Below are 16960 nucleotides of genomic sequence, written 5' to 3' on the forward strand. Positions count from 1 at the left end.
CGGTCGCAAGCCCACATCCGACAAGCCCGGCAGCAGCGGGAGGCGAACAGCGGCGAGATGACGAAAGGTACGAACGCGATCAGGCGATTTCGAGCGAGTGCTTGAAATAGGCGATCGTCTCCTTCAAGCCGTCCTCGAGCGCGACCTTCGGCTCCCAGTTCAGCGCCGCCTTCGCCTTGGTGAGGTCGGGCTGACGCTGGCGCGGGTCGTCCTGCGGCAGCGCCTTGAACACCAGCTTGGAGCGCGAGCCCGTGAGCTCGATGACCTTCTCGGCGAGCTCGCGGATGGTGAACTCGGAATTGTTGCCGATGTTGATGGGGCCGGTGATGTCTTCCTTCGTCACCATCAGCCGCATGATGGCCTCGACGAGATCGTCGACATAGCAGAACGAGCGGGTCTGCCCGCCGTCGCCGAACACGGTGATCGGCTCGCCCTGAAGCGCCTGGACGATGAAGGACGACACCACGCGGCCGTCATTGGGCTGCATGCGCGGGCCGTAGGTGTTGAAGATGCGCGCGACCTTGATCGGCAGGCCGTGCTGGCGCCAGTAGTCGAAGAACAGCGTCTCGGCGCAGCGCTTGCCCTCGTCGTAGCAGGAGCGGATGCCGATCGGGTTGACGTTGCCCCAATAGTCCTCGGTCTGGGGATGGATCAGCGGATCGCCATAGACCTCGCTGGTCGAGGCCTGGAAGATGCGTGCCTTCAGCCGCTTGGCAAGGCCCAGCATGTTAATGGCGCCGTGCACCGAGGTCTTGGTGGTCTGCACGGGGTCGCGCTGGTAGTGGATCGGCGAGGCCGGGCAGGCGAGGTTGAAGATCGCGTCGACCTCGATGTAGAGCGGGAAGGTGACGTCGTGCCGGACCGCCTCGAACAGCGGGTTTGCGATCAGATGGGCGATGTTGCGCCGGCTGCCGGTGAAATAATTGTCCGCGGACACCACCTCGGCTCCCGCATCGAGCAGTCGCTCGCAGATGTGCGATCCGATGAAGCCGGCGCCTCCGGTCACGAGGATGCGGCTGTTCTTGTAGCTTTCAAACGGCATGATCGGTTCCAGACTGAGCGCGGCGGGAGCGGCTGAGTGGTATCGGCAACGGCCGGACTCGCCAATAGCGAAGTGGGCTTGGATTGAGGTATTTAAATACCCCTACTGTGCATGGGATTGTTTTCGCATTTTTCCAGTCGGGCGCCCGGCGATGCGTCTAGAATTCCCGCCGCTTCAACCACGCCCGCGCCCCCCAATGGGCGAAGCACCAGGACGAGCGGACCAAAGAGAGGTGCTCGACATTGCGGTAAATCTGCCAGACCCATTTGGCCGAGCGCACCGGGCGGCTGGAGACCGAGGAGCCCCTGACGCGGTAGCGGGCAAGGTCCTCGTCGAGGCCGTAGGCGGTGTGGCCGCGCTTGAGGATCGAGAGCCACAGGCAGAAATCGTCATAACCCTCGTTCTTCATCACGATGGGACCTGCGATCTCGCGGTCGACCACCGCGGTCAGCGTCGCGATCGCGGTGTTCTTCAGGAGCTGCCCATAGGTGAGCGAGGCCGGCACAGAGATCAGGCGTCCGGTGACCGTGTTGGTCTCGTTGATGCGCCGGAAGGCGGTGTAGCTGAGCGCAGCGCGCTTCTCGCGGGCGAAGGCGAGCTGCCGCTCGAGCTTCCCGGGCAGCCACAGATCGTCGCTGTCGAGGAAGGCGAGGTAGCGGCCCTGCGCCCGGTCGATCGCGGCCTGTCGCGCCAGCGCAGGTCCACCGTTCTTCGTCTGCCGGATCAGCTTGACGCGAGGATCGCGCTCGCCGATGTCAGCGACGATCTCCGGTGTCCTGTCAGTCGAGCAATCGTCGGCGATCAGGAGCTCCCAATCGGCAAAGGTCTGGCTCTGCACCGAGCGGATCGTCTCCTCGATCAGGCCTTGGACGTTCCAGGATGGTGTGATGATCGAGACGAGCGGCATGGCGGGTCCGTTCAATTCGCGCGGGCGGGCTCGGCGATCGCGGCGCGCAAGGAGGCCGCAAACATATCGAGCAGCTTGGGATCGCTGATGTACAGCTCGCCTGGATAAGAGCTGCGCCAGGCCGATTCGAAATAGGGCGCGCCCCTGGCTGGATCAAACGGCCCGGCGGAGAGCGCCTCGCGTAGCCGCGCGGGCACGTCCGCCAGTCGGTCGACCGCGTAGACCAGCGGGCAGGAGCGGTAGAACGCATCGCCCATCACCACGACCGGCTTGCCGAGCAGCAAGGCCTCGGCGCCCGACTTGCTGTTGACGGAGATGACCGCATCGGCGCGGTTGAGCACGGTGTAATTGTTGGTCTGCGGCGGCAGCAGCACGAAATTGTCGAACCGGCGCGCCAGCTCGAACAGGCGGTCTGCCGAGATCGCGCCGATCTGGGCGGGATGCTCCTTGACCACCAGCACATGCGAGTCCGGAATCGTCCGCAGCAGGAAGTCGACGGTCGCGACCTGGTCGAGATAGTCGGGCGAGCGCAGCGTCAGTGCCATGTCGGCCGGAACGTGGAACGGATAGTAGACGAAGGGCGCGTCCGGAATCGGCTTGTAGAGCTTGCGCAGCCGCGTCGCGTTCAGTGCCATCGCGGCGTGCACGCGGGCGTGGCGCAGATTGTGCCCGAACTCCTGATGCTTGCCGAGCGCGAACTGGTCCCACAGCTTCTCGGTGAGGCGGCGGGCGTTGCGCAGGTTCACGACCTTCTTGAAGGCCGCCGAATAATGATGCTGGTCCTTTTTGGGGATGACGATCGCCCGCTGGGTCAGCGTGTCGTCGAGATAGGCACGCACCTCGGGCGACACGCCGTCCGCCGGGCTCGGCATCACGTCGGGCGCGCCGAGAGTGTCGGGCGTGAAGTACATGCGGCCGCGAAAGAACGACGGCTCGATGAACCAGTTGCGGATGTTGCGGCGCCTGGCGGCGTAAAAGCTCGCGATGACCGAGAGAAAGCCGCCCAGCTCCTGGACCAGCTCGGCGCGCTTGCCCTGCCCCTCCAGCCGGTCGAGCACCGTCTCCATCGCATTCGCATAGATCATGAAGCGCCGGCGCAACGCGGCAGTATCGCGGATGCCGAAGGTGAAGCGCTCGTGGCTGAACAGGAAATTGGTCCCGTCCAACCCGTAGGCGGCGACGCGCGCATCGAACGCGCCGCGATCGTCGGGCGAGGGGCCCGCCTTGAGGCCCTCGCGGTACATGTTCGTGACCGGCACGCCTTCGGCCGCCGACATCTCGGCGCTGCGATCGTCGAAAGCGAGCAGCTCGACATCGTGGCCCGCCGCGCGCAGCCGCTGCGCGACCGGAATCCAGAACCGGGTCTGGTATTCGGCGAGCGTGGTGATGAGGATGGTTCTTGCAGATGTGGCCATGGTCTATCGGGCGGGTTCGATGGCAATGCTCGCGAGCGGCAAGCCTGTCGTCGCGCAGTGTGCGCGCGTTGCGGTAAATTGCGCCGGGCTCGCGCAGTCATGAGCCGCGATCCGCTGCAGCAGCGTCCTGACGAAGACCGGCTCGATCCGCTTGTCGCGCCGGGCCGGGTTGAACCGGCTGCGCAGCCGCTCCGTGACGGCCGATCCGAGCACGGCGCTGGCGGCTCCCTTGACGATTTGGCCGATGCTCGGCTTGTCACGCGTGCCCTTCACGGTCGCCAGCAACGAGACGTAAGGTCGGCGCGAACTGTTTGCGTCAGTCAGGACATCGGCGACCCGTTCGGCGGCTTGTCCGTCGTTGAGATGAAAGAAGGCCTCGATATCGGCAGCGTGAACGCGCGCGAAATCGAAGGTCTCGGTCTCGCGCTCGATGTGGTCGATCGCGCCAAGCAGCTCGTCGAACGAATTGACCGAGCGGCTCACGCGCGCGGGCAGCGCGGCGTGGCCGGCGGTGGTCGGCGTGTTCAGATATTCGAGCTGGAGCGGCAGCTTTCCGAGCAGGACAGATTCGACGGCCGTGCCGCAGTTGAGGTGAACGACCGCGGCCGCATTGCGGATGCGGTCGAGCACGCTGCCGGTGCCGTCGATCACGACGTTGGCGTGGCGCGCGAGCGCGTTGCGATAGACATCCTCGCTCTCGAATGGATGCGGACGCACGAGAATGGTGCGGTCGGGCCGCGCGGCGGCGAGCCGGTCGATCTCGGCGAGGTAGTTCGCGAACACCTGCTTCAGGTCCGCGATGAAGCGGTCGACATAGGCACCATCCCAGCCGGCCCGCACCATCGCCTCGCGCTCGCCGCCCGGCTTGCCGGTGAAGCGTGAATTGACCAGCGGAAAGTTGGCGTTGACGAGCAGATAGCCGGCCGGCTCGCCGTCAAGCAGCGCGCGCCAGCGCGGCGCCGCAAAATCGAAGCGCGGACATCCGGTGAGGTGCAACTGCTCCGGTTTCATGGTTCCCGCCGCCAGGAAGGCGTCGTGGAGCCGGTTGCCCCAGAAGAAGTAGCCGGCCAGGATGTCGGCGTAGCCGCTGCCCTTGACGTGCGCGGCCATCGCCGGCGGCGAGTTGCCGCCCTTCTCGGCGAGCACGCCGCCTTCGGTGTCGAGGACGTAAAGCGCAAGGCCCGCCTTGGCGAAGCTGCGCATCAGGTCGAGATTGACCGGCCGCGCATAGTTGACGACCAGCGCATCGAGCCCGAGCCGCGGGACATCGACGGCCTGCTCATACATCGGTACCAGCGCGACAGAGACGCCGCGCCGCGCGAGCTGATAACCGAGCATGACTGCCCCCGGCAGGTCACGCTTGGGGTGATCGACCACCAGGCCTATGCGCAAGATATGAGCTCCCGGCAGGTCCGTCAGAGCCGCATCACGGTGCGCTCGAGGTCGGTCAGGGCGCCGACCGCGCGGAAGCGCGCCGGCGGTTCGGGATAGATGCGCGGCTGCTGGATGTAGGTTGCCGTGTAGAGCAGGCGGCTGTGATCGGACTGGATCCGGCTTCCCATGTGCAGGCAGCGGGCGGTGTTGACGATGAAGCACGACAGGCGGGGCGCGATCATCTCCTTGACCGCATCGGGGCCGGTCTTGGCGAACACCTGCGCGTCGCTCATGTGGCTCTTCAGCGTGTTGCGGAAGGCCTTCGAGGGCCCCGCCGGAATGAAGGTGAACGGGCCATCGGCAGTATCTCTCACGTCGGTCAGATAGATGAAGAGCTTGCAGACGCGCTTGTCGTCATGATCGAGATGCCAGAGCTGGGAATAGCTCAGCGCCTGGTTCGGGGTCGGCTGGGACAGCGTCAGCACCACATCAGATAATTGCGGCAAGTCGTGCATGAAGTCGCCGATGATGCGCAGCGCAGCCGGCTGCAGCGCGTTGCGCACGAAGGGATGGTCGGTCGCAAACGCGCCGTTGACGAGGTCCTCGTCCAGCAGGCTGACCCAGAAGGATTTGTGCCCTTCCTTCTGCCGGCCGACCAGCTCGTTGAGGCGGTTCACCTTGCCGTCGGCGAACGAGGCGACGGCTTCCGCCAGGCTGCGATCGACCAGCGCGGACACGTCGACATAACCGTCCCTATCGAGCTTGCGGCTCGCCTCGGCCCATTCGGGCTTCGCGGGAAGCTGCTTCAGCAGCTCGACACGTTTGGCGCGTGCCGGCAGTTGCAGGCTGGTCAGGGCCGCCTTGACGACCCATCCGAGATCGGTGCGGTTGACGTGCCACAGCAGTCGGCGGAACTGGCTGATCTTCGGTTTTTTTGGGGCAGGACGATCTGTCGTCGCGTCGATGGCCGTCATGAGGGCTCCCAGCAATACAAAAAACCATCATTGTGAATCGTCGGCGCGAACGGCATCCGTTCTCGCGCCAGGATGCGGACGCGGCCCTGCCGTTCGTAATCGTCGAGGGTCGAGAAGAGCTGCGTCTGGTAGTCGACCGAGCGGATGTAGAGGAAGCTGACGATATCGCGCGGATTTGCGAGGTTCAGCAGCTCCGTCGTCGGCTCGATGTTGATGACGCGCTTAGGCTTCGCCGCGATGATGTTGTCCACCACCTTTCGCACGTCGTAGGGAATCTGCTCGATGCAGAAATAGGTGAAGATGACCTGGTCCCTGACTGAGGAATAGCTCGGGTCGTTGCCGTCGGTCAGGTCGATCCTGTCGAGCGAGATCCGGTCGGACAGGCCGAAGTGCGCGGCGATCTCGCGGCCCGCGGCGATCCCGTTCGGCGCGATGTCGAAGCCGCGCAGCTTCCAGTCAGGATGATTGAGGTGAAGCGACAGCAGGTTGACGCCGCAGCCTGTGCCGAGCTCGACGATCTCTGTGGCGCCGCCCGTGTGGCGCGCCAGCAGTTCGCCGAGGGCCCTGGCGCGATAGCTGTAATAGTCGTCCGCCGGGACCCTGCAGATCCGATTGTCGACCTTGCGAAGTTCTTGCGCGGAATTCTTCGGGACCAGGAATTCGCCGATGCTTGCGGCCTTCGTCCAGGGCTTTTCCGAGAGCATTCGCTGCCAGTGCGTCAGGTTGTATTCGGAATCGACGACGTCAGCAGTGCGCACACGGCGCATTGCGAGGCGGCCGATGCTCCTTGCCGCATCGAGCGCATACGCCGTTGCCTTGTCCGACAACGATGCCGGAGCGAAATCTGTGACGGCTTTCGTGTCTGTCGCGTGGATGTTCATTCAACTGCTTTTGGATGTCAGTCCCATCAGTTGTCCGACCGCGGGGAATACAGTCCGGTGCCGCTTCTCGAGCACCATAAAGTATTGAAGCACCCAGGTGATCAGACAGAAAACCATGGAACTGAGCGCGAGCTTTAGCACGCTGTCGAACCGAATGTAACCTGCAATTGTTCCTAGAAAAATGCTTGCCAGGATCAGGATTGCGAGCTGGGTTCCGATCGCCCTCGCGAAGCGATTGCGGTCGAGATCGAGTGCGCTGCGCAACTCTCCGACCTGCCAGGGCAAGACAGCAATACTGCCAATGACCTGGCCGAGAATCAGGGCGCGTTCTGCGAACAGATGCAATGTCGCGGCGGAGACGAGCGCCCAGATCAGCAGTTGAATCGCCATCAGTATGTTGAGCCGGGCCTGCACCTCGGGCCGCGTCAGGAAGATCAAGCTGCCGATCGCCACATATTGCGCGCAGATCGGAACCAGGAAGCTCAGGCCCATCCAGAGCGCATAGGGCGCAAGAAGAGGACCGATCCAGATGTTCATGATCTCGGGCGAAAGGATCGCAGTTGCCGCAAGCGGCGGCACCACAAACATCGGCATCATGATGAGGCCGAGGTCGCCGAGGCGCTGGAACGAGGTTGTGCTGCCGCGCTCATCGAGGCGGCTGGCGACAGGAAGCAGGGCGGATGTCAGCAGGCTGACCACGACCTTGGAAACGCGCGACAATCGCACCAGCGCGTCGTAGGTGCCGACGGCCTTGGGTCCGAACAGCAGTCCGATCAGAAACGGTTGAAGCGGCCCGGAAATGCCGCCCATCAGCTTGCCCTGCAAGAGCAGCAGGCAGCGATGCAGGAGATCCCGCCGGACATCAGAGGTCCACGGCAGCAATCGCACGTGCTTGTGCCGCAGACCGACAAACGCGGCGATCCCGATGGCGACCGCGCGGGCCGCAAGCGTGCCGAGATAGACGTAGGCGACGATTTCGAAGCCTGCGGCGCTCCACGATGCCGCGAACGTCAGGCCGACATAGGCCGCCGTTGACGTGACTTCCGCCACGCGGAGCAGGTTGTAGCGCTCGAAGCCTTTGACGGTGCCTTCCCACACCAGCGCCGGAACGAAGAGCAGATTCGCGAGCGCCGTGTAGTGCATGATCCGCGTGAACGTCTCCAGATGCGCGGCGTCGACCTTCATCGCACTCACGAGCAGTGGCGTCGTGAGCCAGATGACGGCGCTCAGGATCAAGGCGAGGGCGATGGAGACGGTCCCCAGAAAGGTGATCTGGTGGCTCGCCTGCGTCCAGTTGCGGTGTTCGCGCGCGCGCGCGACGACCTGGGTGGCGACCTCGGACAGACCAAGGTCCAGCACCGCCATCATGCCGCCGGGCAGGAGCAGCCGCGAGATGACGATGAGGCCGAACTCGGTCACGCCCCAGGTCCGGATGATCAGCGGGATAACCAGAAGGCCCAGCAACGCGGCCACGCCGAAGGCCAGCGCCGAAATCACCGTATTCTGGACCAGGCGCTTGATCATTGGTATTTTGCTACCAGGCGCTCAAGCCGCCGTCGACGGCGATGTTCTGGCCGGTCACGTAGGACGCCGCATCCGACACCAGGAAGAGCATCGTCCCCACCATCTCGTCAGCACGGGCCATCCGGCCGAGCGGAATACGAGCACCATAGCGCTGCTTGAAGGTTTCGTTCTGTCCGCTCTCGACGCCGCCCGGGGTGAGCGTATTGACGCGAACGCCTTTCGCCGCCCAGTAGGTCGCAAGGTGCTTGGTCAGGCCGATGACGCCGGCCTTGGATGCGGTGTAGACCGCTGGCGTGTTGATGGCACGGCCGAGATATTCGGAGCCTTCGTAGATGCGCTGGTCCGGGGCCAGGAGTCCGTAGATCGAGGCGGTCTGCACGATGGCGCCATAGCCGTGCTCGGCCATTCGGCCGCCGAACACCTGCGCGACGTTGAACATGCCGTCGAGATTGACCGCCATGATCTCCCGCCAGGTGTCCAGGGAAAATTTCTCGACGGGCGCGAAGAAGGCGTCGACATCGCGGGTCTTGCTGGCGGCGTTGTTGAGCAGGATCGAGGCCGGTCCGAGGTCGGCCTCGATCTTTTCGGCCGTGTTGCGGACGGAGCTGGGCTCGGTGATGTCGCAGCCATAGCCTCTGGCGCGGACGGCGTGGCGTGAGGTGAGGTCGGCGGCCGCCGCATCGGTCGCGGACTGATCGAGATCGACGATCGCCACATTGGCGCCGAACTCGGCAAGGCCTTCGGCAAAGCGGCGTCCGAGGATGCCGCATCCGCCGGTGATGACGGCCGTGCGGCCGGTCAGATCGAACAGAGCCTTGAAGCTCGTTGTCATCGCTTGGGCCTCCTCAGGCCTGCATTCGTTGGCGCAGCAACAGTTCCACCAGCGCGAAATCGAGATCGGAATCGATGTCGATCGAGCGCTCTTCCGGCATCTCGAACAGACGCGTGTCGGGATAGAAGACCGCGGGCCGCTCCAGGAATGACGCGACGCGCCAGACATAGATCGACGCGTTCATGTCGAAGCAGCGCGGCGCATCCTGCCGGCGCGTGATCGGAGGATCGGCAGATTTGGAAAGACCGACGCTGCCGTCGGTGCGCTGCTCGACCAGGTTGAAATAGGGCGAGCGGCGGGCCGGCGCGCCGGTGATGACGTTGGGTGCGCCGGACTGACGCAGCAGATCCACCGCACCGGTGATGTCGGAGGCAAGCCTGAGCGGCGAGGTGACGTCGAGATCGACGAAGACCTCCGGCGTCCTGCCCGTTTGTGCGATGGCCTGCTCGAGGCAATGGCGGATCGCCGGCAGCTTCGGCGCGGTATCGGTCGCCATCTCGTCCGGACGCCTGACCGCAATGTCTGCGCCGGCCTTCAGTGCCGCCTCGAGCAACGCGTCTGAATCGCTGCTGAAGGCGATCGCGTCGAACAGGCCGGTCTCGCGCGCCTGCTCGATGCTCCACGCGAGCACGGGCTTGCCCAGGAGATCGCGCGCATTCTTGCCGACGACCCCTTTCGAGCCACCCCGCGCGCAGATCGTGCAGAGCAGACTCATGGCGATATCCAGGTCTTGGTGCGCAGCGCGCGTTCGCTGGCGTCGATCAGATGCACGACGCCGAGTGCCTCGGGCAGGGAGCAGACCGGGCTCGCGCCCCGCATCGCCGCGACATGCATGTCGCGGTAGCTCTGGTCGCGCTCGCTGGCAAAGTCCGTCGCCTTGCCGTTGATGATGAGGCGGCTGCCGACGAGATCGGCCTCGATGGTGTCGTCGTCGACATTGACGCGAATGCGGCGGATGCCCTGGCGGTCGAGATAGTCCATGTGCACGTGGACCGACGGCGCCCGCTGCATATCGAGCAGCAGGTCGAGGTGATCATCGACGTCGATGTCGCGTGCGCCGGACGCGCCGCCGAGGGCCGCGACACGATGCCACGGCCCGAACAGCCACAGGAGATAATCCAGCTCGTGGCTGAGATCCCTCAGGACGCCGCCGCCGGCGTCAACCGTTGCGGATGCGGTCGTGCGATGGTCGCGGCCGGGCCGCCAGTCCCTGATGTCCTGGCCGACATAGGCGGCGACCGTGATCACATCGCGCCCGCGCAATCTTTCGACGAGAGCCGTCATGACCGGATGGAAGCGAAGATTGTATCCGACGCTGACATGGGCGAACGGATATTTCGGCGGAGCCGCCGGTGTTGCGAACAGCGGCTTCTCGACCAGCACCGCGCCGCGGAAGCCGGCCCGCGCGAGTTCCTGCAGGTCGTCGGCATGGCGTGCGGTCTCGGTGGCAATCACTGCGTAATCCGGACGTGCGCCCGCGACAGCCTGCGCGATCGACCCGTAGTCGCCGCCGTCACGGCGGCTCACCGTCGCGACCTGAAGGCCAAGCTCGCGCAGGATCCGCGCATGCCTTGTGCCGATCGAGCCGAGGCCGATCACGACGGCGGTTGTCGAGGTCACGGGAAGACCTCGTGAAACTCCGCATGCGCCTGCTCGAAATCCTCAAGGCGGCCGATGTCGAGCCAGTATTCCCGGATCGGATAGACGGCGACGCGTCCCTTGCCGGCGATCACGCGCTCCAGCACGGTCGGCATGTCGATGCTGACGCCGGGCGCGACATGGCCGAAGACGGAGCTTCCAATCACATAAATGCCGGCGCTGACGAACCAGCTCTCGGTCGGCTTCTCGCGAATGGCCTGGAGAAAGCCGTCCGAGGTCGAAACCACACCATACGGGACGTGTACCTTGTGCTCGCGAACGGCCATCGTCGCTTCCGCCGGCGTTCCGTTGTGGAAGTCGAGAAGCGCTCCGTAATTGATCGTGGTGAGGATGTCGCCGTTGGTGACGATCATCGGCAGATCCGGCGGTGCCTGGAAGAGTCCGAGCGCACCGGCGGTGCCGAGGCGCTCGGTCTCGTGCACGTACTGGATATTGGCGCCGAAGGCGGCGCCGTCGGCGAAGTAGTCCTTGATCGTCTCGGCCTTGTAGTTGACCGAGATGTAGATGTTGCGAAAACCCTGCTGCACCACGTTGCGGACGATCGTCTCGAGCAGCGGTCGGCCGCCGACATTGAGCATGGGCTTCGGGACGTCGCGCGTCAGCGCGCCGAGGCGCTCGCCGAGGCCGCCCGCCATGATCAATACCGGATTTGCATAATGGCGCGGTTCGAGCAGCTCATCGAGCGTCTCGACCACGACCAGATGGCCGCCCTCGTCGACAAGCGGGAGCTGCTTGATCGACTTCTGCCGCATCAGATGCAGGCGGTCGTCGCGCGACAGCGTTGCAGGCGCCGACACCGGGCCGCGGTTCATGATGTCGGTCGCAAGCCCGGTGAGCGGAATGCCACGCAGCAGCCCGCGCCTGACGTCGCCGTCGGTGACCACGCCGAGCAGGCGGTTCTGGTCGTCGAGCACCAGCGCGATCTGGATGCTGCCGCTCTCGATCGCGGCAATGGCATCGCCTACGGTCGCCTGCGTTCCGACGACGGCTTTACGCCAGGATTTCATGGCAATCTGCCTCGTATACGCCAGATATCGGGGGCGGCCCACGGCTGAGCCTGCTATATCGCGGCTGCGAGAGGCGCCGTCAACCCCGGCGTTTCGTGGGCCGAATCAGTGGTTTGAAGACCGGCGGCCGCCCGCTAAGATCGATGTGCGCAGGGGAATCGCGATGGACGATCTGATCATCATCGGGGGCGGCGAGCATGCCTTCATGGTCTACGAGGCGGCAATGCTGTCGGGCCAGTTCAGGGTGCTCGGATTCCTGGATCGCCAGCCGGGAACGCTTGGCGACATCAGCTATCTCGGGACCGATGACGCTGCGCCGAACCATCCGGGAGCGGCCTTCGTGTTGGGAATTGGAACGATGCAGGCGGGGCCCGCGCGCCGGCAGATGATCGGCCGGATGCAGGTCAAGCGCTGGGCTTCGGTGGTTCATCCCCGCGCCTTCGTCTCGCCGTCCGCCAGCATCGGTGTGGGCACCGTCATCATGCCGGGCGCGATCGTCAATGCGCGAAGCATGATCGGCAATCACTGCATTATCAATTCCAGCGCAGTCGTCGAGCACGACGTGCGCGTCGGGCACTGCACGCATCTGTCTCCCGGAGCCGTGGTCGGTGGCGGTGCAGAGATCGGCGACAATTGCTTTGTCGGTCTCGGCAGCCGTGTCCGCGACCACATTTCCATCGGCAACGATACGCTGGTCGCGATGGGCTCGGTCGTCACGGGCTCATGGCCGCAAGGGTCCGTGTTGCGCGGGGTTCCGGCCAAGCCGCGTCGTTAAACCGGATCGTCCGGTTCGAGCGCCCGCGGTGCCGCCGTTCCGATCAAGGACCAATAGTCGATCGGCGGCCGGCCTGCGCCCGGCCGCTTGGCGGTGATGTCCGCCGGGCCGATGATCTCGCCGGCCCGCAGTGCGCGTGTCGCCACGATGCTCTTGCGCGCCACCGGCACGTTCCTGACCTCTGATTCTTTCGGCGTCTTCACGCCGTCGCCGAGCGCGGCTTCGACGTTGCGAATGGCGCTCACCATCCGCCCGAAATCGCCCGGCTCGAGCGAGGCGGCGTGGTCAGGACCGAGCGCATTGCGATCCAGCGTCAGGTGCTTCTCGATGACGGTGGCGCCGAGCGCAACCGCCGCCACCGAAATCTCGAAGCCGTCGGTGTGATCGGAGTAGCCGACAGGAAGCTGGAACGCGGATCGCATCGTCGCCATCGCGGCGAGGTTCACATCCTCGATGGGGCAGGGATATTCGGTCGTGCAATGCAGCAGGCTGACGTGCCGTGCGAGCGTGGTGCGCGCCGCCGGATCGCGCCATGCCGCGCGGAACGAGGCGACGCCGGCGGGATCGCTACGCTGTGCGTAGCCATGGGCCAACACGCCCAGTGCTTCCTCGATCTCGCTGAGCGTCGCCATGCCCGTTGACAGGATCAGTGTCGCGCCGGCCCTCGCCGCCGCATGCAGCAGTGGTGCATTGGTGAGGTCGCCCGATCCGATCTTGATGCGCGGCAGCTTCAGCGACAGCAGGAAGCCCAGCGAAGCATCATCGAACGGCGTCGACAGGAATTCGATGCCGCGTTCGGCGGCGCGCGCGATCAGCGTGTGGTGTGCGGCGTGCGGCAGTTCGAGCCGCTCCAGCATGGCGAGCTGGCTCTCGGCGGCGTCCGTCGTGCGCTGCTGATAGTCGGCCTTCTTTGCCGCGCCGCCCGCCAGCGCCTTCGCGTTGAAGGTCTGGAACTTGACGATGTCGGCGCCGGCGTCGGCTGCCGCATCGACCAGGGCCAGTGCCTTCTCCAGGCTGCCGTCGTGATTGACGCCGGCTTCCGCGATGATCAGCGTATGCGTCGTCATGGCCGCGCTCCGCTTGCGGGAAGCTCGTAAAAGCCCTTTTTCAGAAGCAGTGCGAAATCCGGGATGCCGGCGATGATGTCGGCAAAGCGCCGGCTGGAATCGCCGTCGCCGTAAGGGTTGACGGTGGCCTGACGGCCGCGCCGGAGCGCTTGTGAGATGGCGGCGCCGATCGCGCCGCGTTCGGATGCCGCGTGGAACACCGAAGCCGCGCGCTCGCGCCCCCTCTGGCGGTCGCCGACGTCGACCGTGGGAATGCCGAATGACGGCGCTTCGAGGATGCCGCTCGACGAATTGCCGATCACCAAATCCACCTGGCTCATCAGGCTGAGATAACGGAGCTGTCCGAGCGAGGCGACCGCGATGGTGTTCGGCCGGCTGGCCGCGAATGCCTTGGTCCGGTCGTTCAGCGCGCGTCCCTCGGCATCGGCATTGGCGAGCGTGAAGATGAGACGGAAGGCGGGATCGAGCGTCGACAGCGCCGCGAACAGCTCGTCCAGTTCGGCGACCGAGCGTCCGGCCTCGACCGTGACCGGGTGGAAGGTCACGAGCGCGTTGTGCTCGCCGAGCGGCATGCCGACCGCGCGGCCGATGCCGTCGCGGTCCATCAGGTCGAGATGCTTGATGGCGTCGATGCCGACCGAGCCGATGGTGTGAATGCGGGATGGATCCTCGCCGAGCTGCGTCAGCCGCTGCGTCGAGCCCCGGTTGCTGGTGAAATGCAGGTGCGACATCTTGCTGATGGCGTGACGAATGGACTCGTCGACCGCGCCTTCGGTGACGTCGCCGCCGAACAGATGCGCCATCGGCAGCCGCATGAACATCGCAGCCTGCGCGGCCGCGAACATCTCGAAGCGGTCGCCGAGCACGACGACGAGATCCGGCTGCAGCCGCGTGAAGGCGTCGGCAAAGCCGATCACGCCGAGCCCGACCGATTTCGCGACGCCGGCGCCGGTGTCGCTGGCGAGCAGCGTCTCGACGCGCTCGTCGGCCTCGAATCCCTCGTCGCGGATGGCGTTGAAGGTGTAGCCGAATTCCGGCGCGAGATGCATGCCGGTGACGATGAGCTGAAGCGTCAGGCCTGGTGTCTCGCGGATCGCGCGCATCGGCCAGACCAGCAGTCCGAAATCGGCCCGGCTGCCGGTCACGAAGCAGATTTTTCGTGCGACGCTATTCATCGCGGGCCCGGATGCTGGCGCTCGAGGGAAGGTTGATCAGCCTCCGCTCGATGGATTCGGCCGTGGCAAGATCGCCGCGCGGGCTTTGCGCGAACATCGGTAGGCGATGCATCAGGGTCCAGGCGGGACGCGCGCCGAAGCCGGCTTCGTTCAGCGCCGTGAGCACGTCGTCGCGCTGCTGTGCATACGCCTCGTCGAGCAGGATGGCGTTCAGCCAGTAATTGCTCGTGGTGCCCGCCGGCTCGCGCGAGAAGCGTACGCCGGGCACGTTTGCAAAGACGCGCTCGTAGGCCGCGGCCAGCCGGCGCTTGCTCGCCAGGAATCCGTCGAGCTGCTCGAGCTGCGCACAGCCGAGCGCGGCGTTCAGGTTGGGCAGGCGGTAGTTGAAGCCGATCTCGTCATGCACGAAGGCCCATTTGTGCGGCAGCTTCGCGGTGGTGGTGAGATGCTTGGCGCGGCGCCCCAATTCCTCGTCATTGGTGAGGATGGCGCCGCCGCCGCCGGTGGTGACGATCTTGTTGCCGTTGAAGCTCAGCGCCGCGAGCCGGGCCTGCGATCCGACGGCGTGGCCCTTGTAGGTCGAGCCCAGCGATTCCGCGGCGTCCTCCACCAGCGCAATGCCCCACTCGCGCGCGATCGCGGCGATCTCGTCGAGCTCGACGGGGTGCCCGAACGTATGCATCGGCGAGATCGCGGCGATGCGGCGTCCTGTCTCGCGATTGATCGCGCCCCTGCTGGTCCGCTCGGCGATCGCCTCGAGCCGCGTGGCGAGGGCGTGCGCATCCATGCCGAGCGTGACGAGCGAGCTGTCGACGAAATTCGGTACTGCCCCGCAATAGGCGATCGCGTTCGTGGTCGCGATGAAGGTCAGAGCGGGCGACATGACTTCGTCGCCGGGCTCGACGCCGGCGAGCCTGAAGCAGGCGTGCAGCGCCGCGGTGCCGTTGACGACGGCGACGGCGCGCCTGGCGCCCGTCACTTCCTCCAGCATACGCTCGAAACGGTCGACGAACGGGCCGACCGAGGAGACGAAGGTGCTCTTGATGCACTCTTCGAGATAGGCGACCTCGTTGCCCGCGAACACAGGCTCGTGCAGGCCGAGGACGCCATTGGGCGTGCCCGCCGCGCGCCGGACGGCGTCGACCACGGCCTTGGGATCGAACGCGCGCGCGTCGGATTCGGTTACAGCAGTGCCCACCGTTGCCTCAGACATTGTAGACGTCCGCCTTGTAACGGCTGAGATTGGCGGGGTTGGTGAACCAGCTGACCGTGTTCTCGATGCCGCGGCGCATGCCTTCGAGCCCGCCGAATTCCGGCGCCCAGCCGAGCTGCTGGCGCGCCTTGGAATTGTCGGCCCAGAGCCGCTCGACCTCGCTGTTGGCCGGGCGCAAGCGCGCCTCGTCGGTCTCGATCTCGATGTCGACGCCCATCACGTCGGCGATCATCTCGACGGTCGCGCCGACCGATATTTCGAAGCCGCTGCCGAGATTGATGGTCTGGCCGACGCTCTGTTCGGCCGGCGCGGTGAGGCCCGCGATCAGGCCGCGCGCGGTGTCGGTGACGAAGGAAAAATCGCGCGTCGGGCTGACGGCGCCGAGGCGGATCTTGCGCTTGCCGGTCGCGATCTGGCTGATGATGGTCGGGATGACCGCGCGCGCCGACTGACGCGGTCCGTAGGTGTTGAACGGCCTGATGACGACGACCGGCATGTCGAACGAGGCCTGGAACGACAGCGCCATCTGGTCGGAGGCGATCTTCGAGGCCGAGTAGGGCGATTGGCCGACCAGCGGGTGATTCTCCTTGATCGGCACGATTTGCGCCGTGCCGTAGACCTCGCTGGTCGAAGTCTGCACGAAGCGCCGTACGCCGGCGAGGCGCGCAGCCTGGAGCACGTTCACCGTACCGCGCACGTTGGTCTCGACATAGGAATCGGGCGCAACATAGGAGAAGGGAATCGCGATCAGCGCCGCCAGGTGCAGCACGTCGGTGCAACCGCTGGCGGCCGCGATCATGAAATGCGGATCGCGAATGTCGCCGGCCACCACCTCCACGGACTTCATGATGTCGGCTGGAACCGTGTCCAGCCAGCCCCAGGAATTGAAGGAATTGTAGTAGACGATCGCCTTGACGCGGGCCCCGGCCTTCACCAGCTCCTCAACGACATGCGAACCGATGAAGCCGTCGCTGCCGGTAACGAGGACGCGGGCGTCCCTCAGATCTGCCATGCCGGACCCCAGAAGGCGATTAAGCCAGTGTTCGCAACAAGATGGCGCTATAGCACACTGGCGGTTGCGCGCAACAGAGCAGCGCGCGGCACCCCCCAAATGC

The 16960-nt window shown here is 65.4% G+C and carries 16 protein-coding genes; 1 reads left to right on the forward strand and 15 read right to left on the reverse strand.

What is annotated here, in order from left to right:
- Positions 1-79: 79 nt before the first annotated feature.
- The 11 genes from EI171_RS17340 to EI171_RS17390 form a co-directional block, all read right to left on the reverse strand.
- Entirely contained in the window at positions 80-1042 is a 963-nt protein-coding gene (locus EI171_RS17340) for a UDP-glucuronic acid decarboxylase family protein (protein ID WP_161534215.1), read from the reverse strand.
- Between the two features lie 157 nt (positions 1043-1199).
- Positions 1200-1949: a glycosyltransferase family 2 protein gene (locus EI171_RS17345; protein ID WP_161534217.1), complete on the reverse strand. Its 750-nt coding sequence runs from the start codon at positions 1947-1949 to the stop codon at positions 1200-1202.
- Positions 1950-1960: 11 nt separating this feature from the next.
- Positions 1961-3364, reverse strand: a complete 1404-nt coding sequence (locus tag EI171_RS17350) for a capsule biosynthesis protein (RefSeq protein ID WP_161534219.1) — start codon at positions 3362-3364, stop codon at positions 1961-1963.
- A gap of 3 nt (positions 3365-3367) precedes the next feature.
- Positions 3368-4756, reverse strand: a complete 1389-nt coding sequence (locus tag EI171_RS17355; protein ID WP_161534221.1) for a surface carbohydrate biosynthesis protein — start codon at positions 4754-4756, stop codon at positions 3368-3370.
- Positions 4757-4779: 23 nt separating this feature from the next.
- Positions 4780-5712, reverse strand: coding sequence for a hypothetical protein (locus EI171_RS17360; protein WP_161534223.1), 933 nt, complete (start codon positions 5710-5712; stop codon positions 4780-4782).
- Entirely contained in the window at positions 5709-6593 is an 885-nt protein-coding gene (locus EI171_RS17365) for a class I SAM-dependent methyltransferase (protein ID WP_161534227.1), read from the reverse strand. Before EI171_RS17365 ends, EI171_RS17360 begins: the two co-directional genes overlap by 4 nt.
- On the reverse strand, positions 6594-8117 hold the full coding sequence (locus tag EI171_RS17370; protein ID WP_161534238.1) for a lipopolysaccharide biosynthesis protein: 1524 nt from the start codon (positions 8115-8117) through the stop codon (positions 6594-6596).
- A 10-nt stretch (positions 8118-8127) separates the two neighbouring features.
- Positions 8128-8949 carry an SDR family oxidoreductase gene (locus EI171_RS17375; RefSeq protein ID WP_161534241.1) on the reverse strand — a complete coding sequence of 274 codons (822 nt, stop codon included), beginning with the start codon at positions 8947-8949 and terminating at the stop codon, positions 8128-8130.
- A 13-nt stretch (positions 8950-8962) separates the two neighbouring features.
- A complete protein-coding gene (locus tag EI171_RS17380) occupies positions 8963-9664 on the reverse strand; it encodes an acylneuraminate cytidylyltransferase family protein (protein WP_011088737.1) in 702 nt (233 codons plus the stop codon).
- Positions 9661-10569 (reverse strand): Gfo/Idh/MocA family protein, encoded by a 909-nt coding sequence (locus tag EI171_RS17385; RefSeq protein WP_161534244.1) that lies wholly within the window; start codon positions 10567-10569, stop codon positions 9661-9663. The genes EI171_RS17380 and EI171_RS17385 overlap by 4 nt, the downstream gene beginning before the upstream one ends.
- The gene (locus EI171_RS17390) at positions 10566-11615 is read right to left on the reverse strand and encodes a nucleotidyltransferase family protein (RefSeq protein ID WP_161534248.1); all 1050 of its coding nucleotides are present in this window, start codon (positions 11613-11615) and stop codon (positions 10566-10568) included. Before EI171_RS17390 ends, EI171_RS17385 begins: the two co-directional genes overlap by 4 nt.
- Before the next feature lie 163 nt (positions 11616-11778).
- Between EI171_RS17390 and EI171_RS17395 the strand changes: the two genes are divergently transcribed.
- Positions 11779-12390 (forward strand): acetyltransferase, encoded by a 612-nt coding sequence (locus EI171_RS17395; protein ID WP_161534250.1) that lies wholly within the window; start codon positions 11779-11781, stop codon positions 12388-12390.
- On the opposite strand, the gene neuB is transcribed toward EI171_RS17395, so the two are convergent.
- From neuB to EI171_RS17415, 4 genes are read right to left on the reverse strand one after another with little or no spacing between them, the layout of a single operon-like run.
- The gene (gene neuB, locus EI171_RS17400; RefSeq protein ID WP_161534252.1) at positions 12387-13457 is read right to left on the reverse strand and encodes an N-acetylneuraminate synthase; all 1071 of its coding nucleotides are present in this window, start codon (positions 13455-13457) and stop codon (positions 12387-12389) included. The two genes, EI171_RS17395 and neuB, sit on opposite strands and share 4 nt — an antisense overlap.
- On the reverse strand, positions 13454-14632 hold the full coding sequence (gene neuC, locus EI171_RS17405; protein WP_011088732.1) for a UDP-N-acetylglucosamine 2-epimerase: 1179 nt from the start codon (positions 14630-14632) through the stop codon (positions 13454-13456). Before neuC ends, neuB begins: the two co-directional genes overlap by 4 nt.
- Positions 14625-15845, reverse strand: coding sequence for a LegC family aminotransferase (locus EI171_RS17410; protein WP_161534254.1), 1221 nt, complete (start codon positions 15843-15845; stop codon positions 14625-14627). The genes neuC and EI171_RS17410 overlap by 8 nt, the downstream gene beginning before the upstream one ends.
- Positions 15838-16857 carry an NAD-dependent 4,6-dehydratase LegB gene (locus EI171_RS17415; RefSeq protein WP_161534256.1) on the reverse strand — a complete coding sequence of 340 codons (1020 nt, stop codon included), beginning with the start codon at positions 16855-16857 and terminating at the stop codon, positions 15838-15840. The genes EI171_RS17410 and EI171_RS17415 overlap by 8 nt, the downstream gene beginning before the upstream one ends.
- Between the last annotated feature and the right edge of the window lie 103 nt (positions 16858-16960).

The sequence above is a fragment of the Bradyrhizobium sp. LCT2 genome, assembly GCF_009931255.1.
In the GTDB taxonomy this organism is placed as follows: domain Bacteria; phylum Pseudomonadota; class Alphaproteobacteria; order Rhizobiales; family Xanthobacteraceae; genus Bradyrhizobium; species Bradyrhizobium diazoefficiens.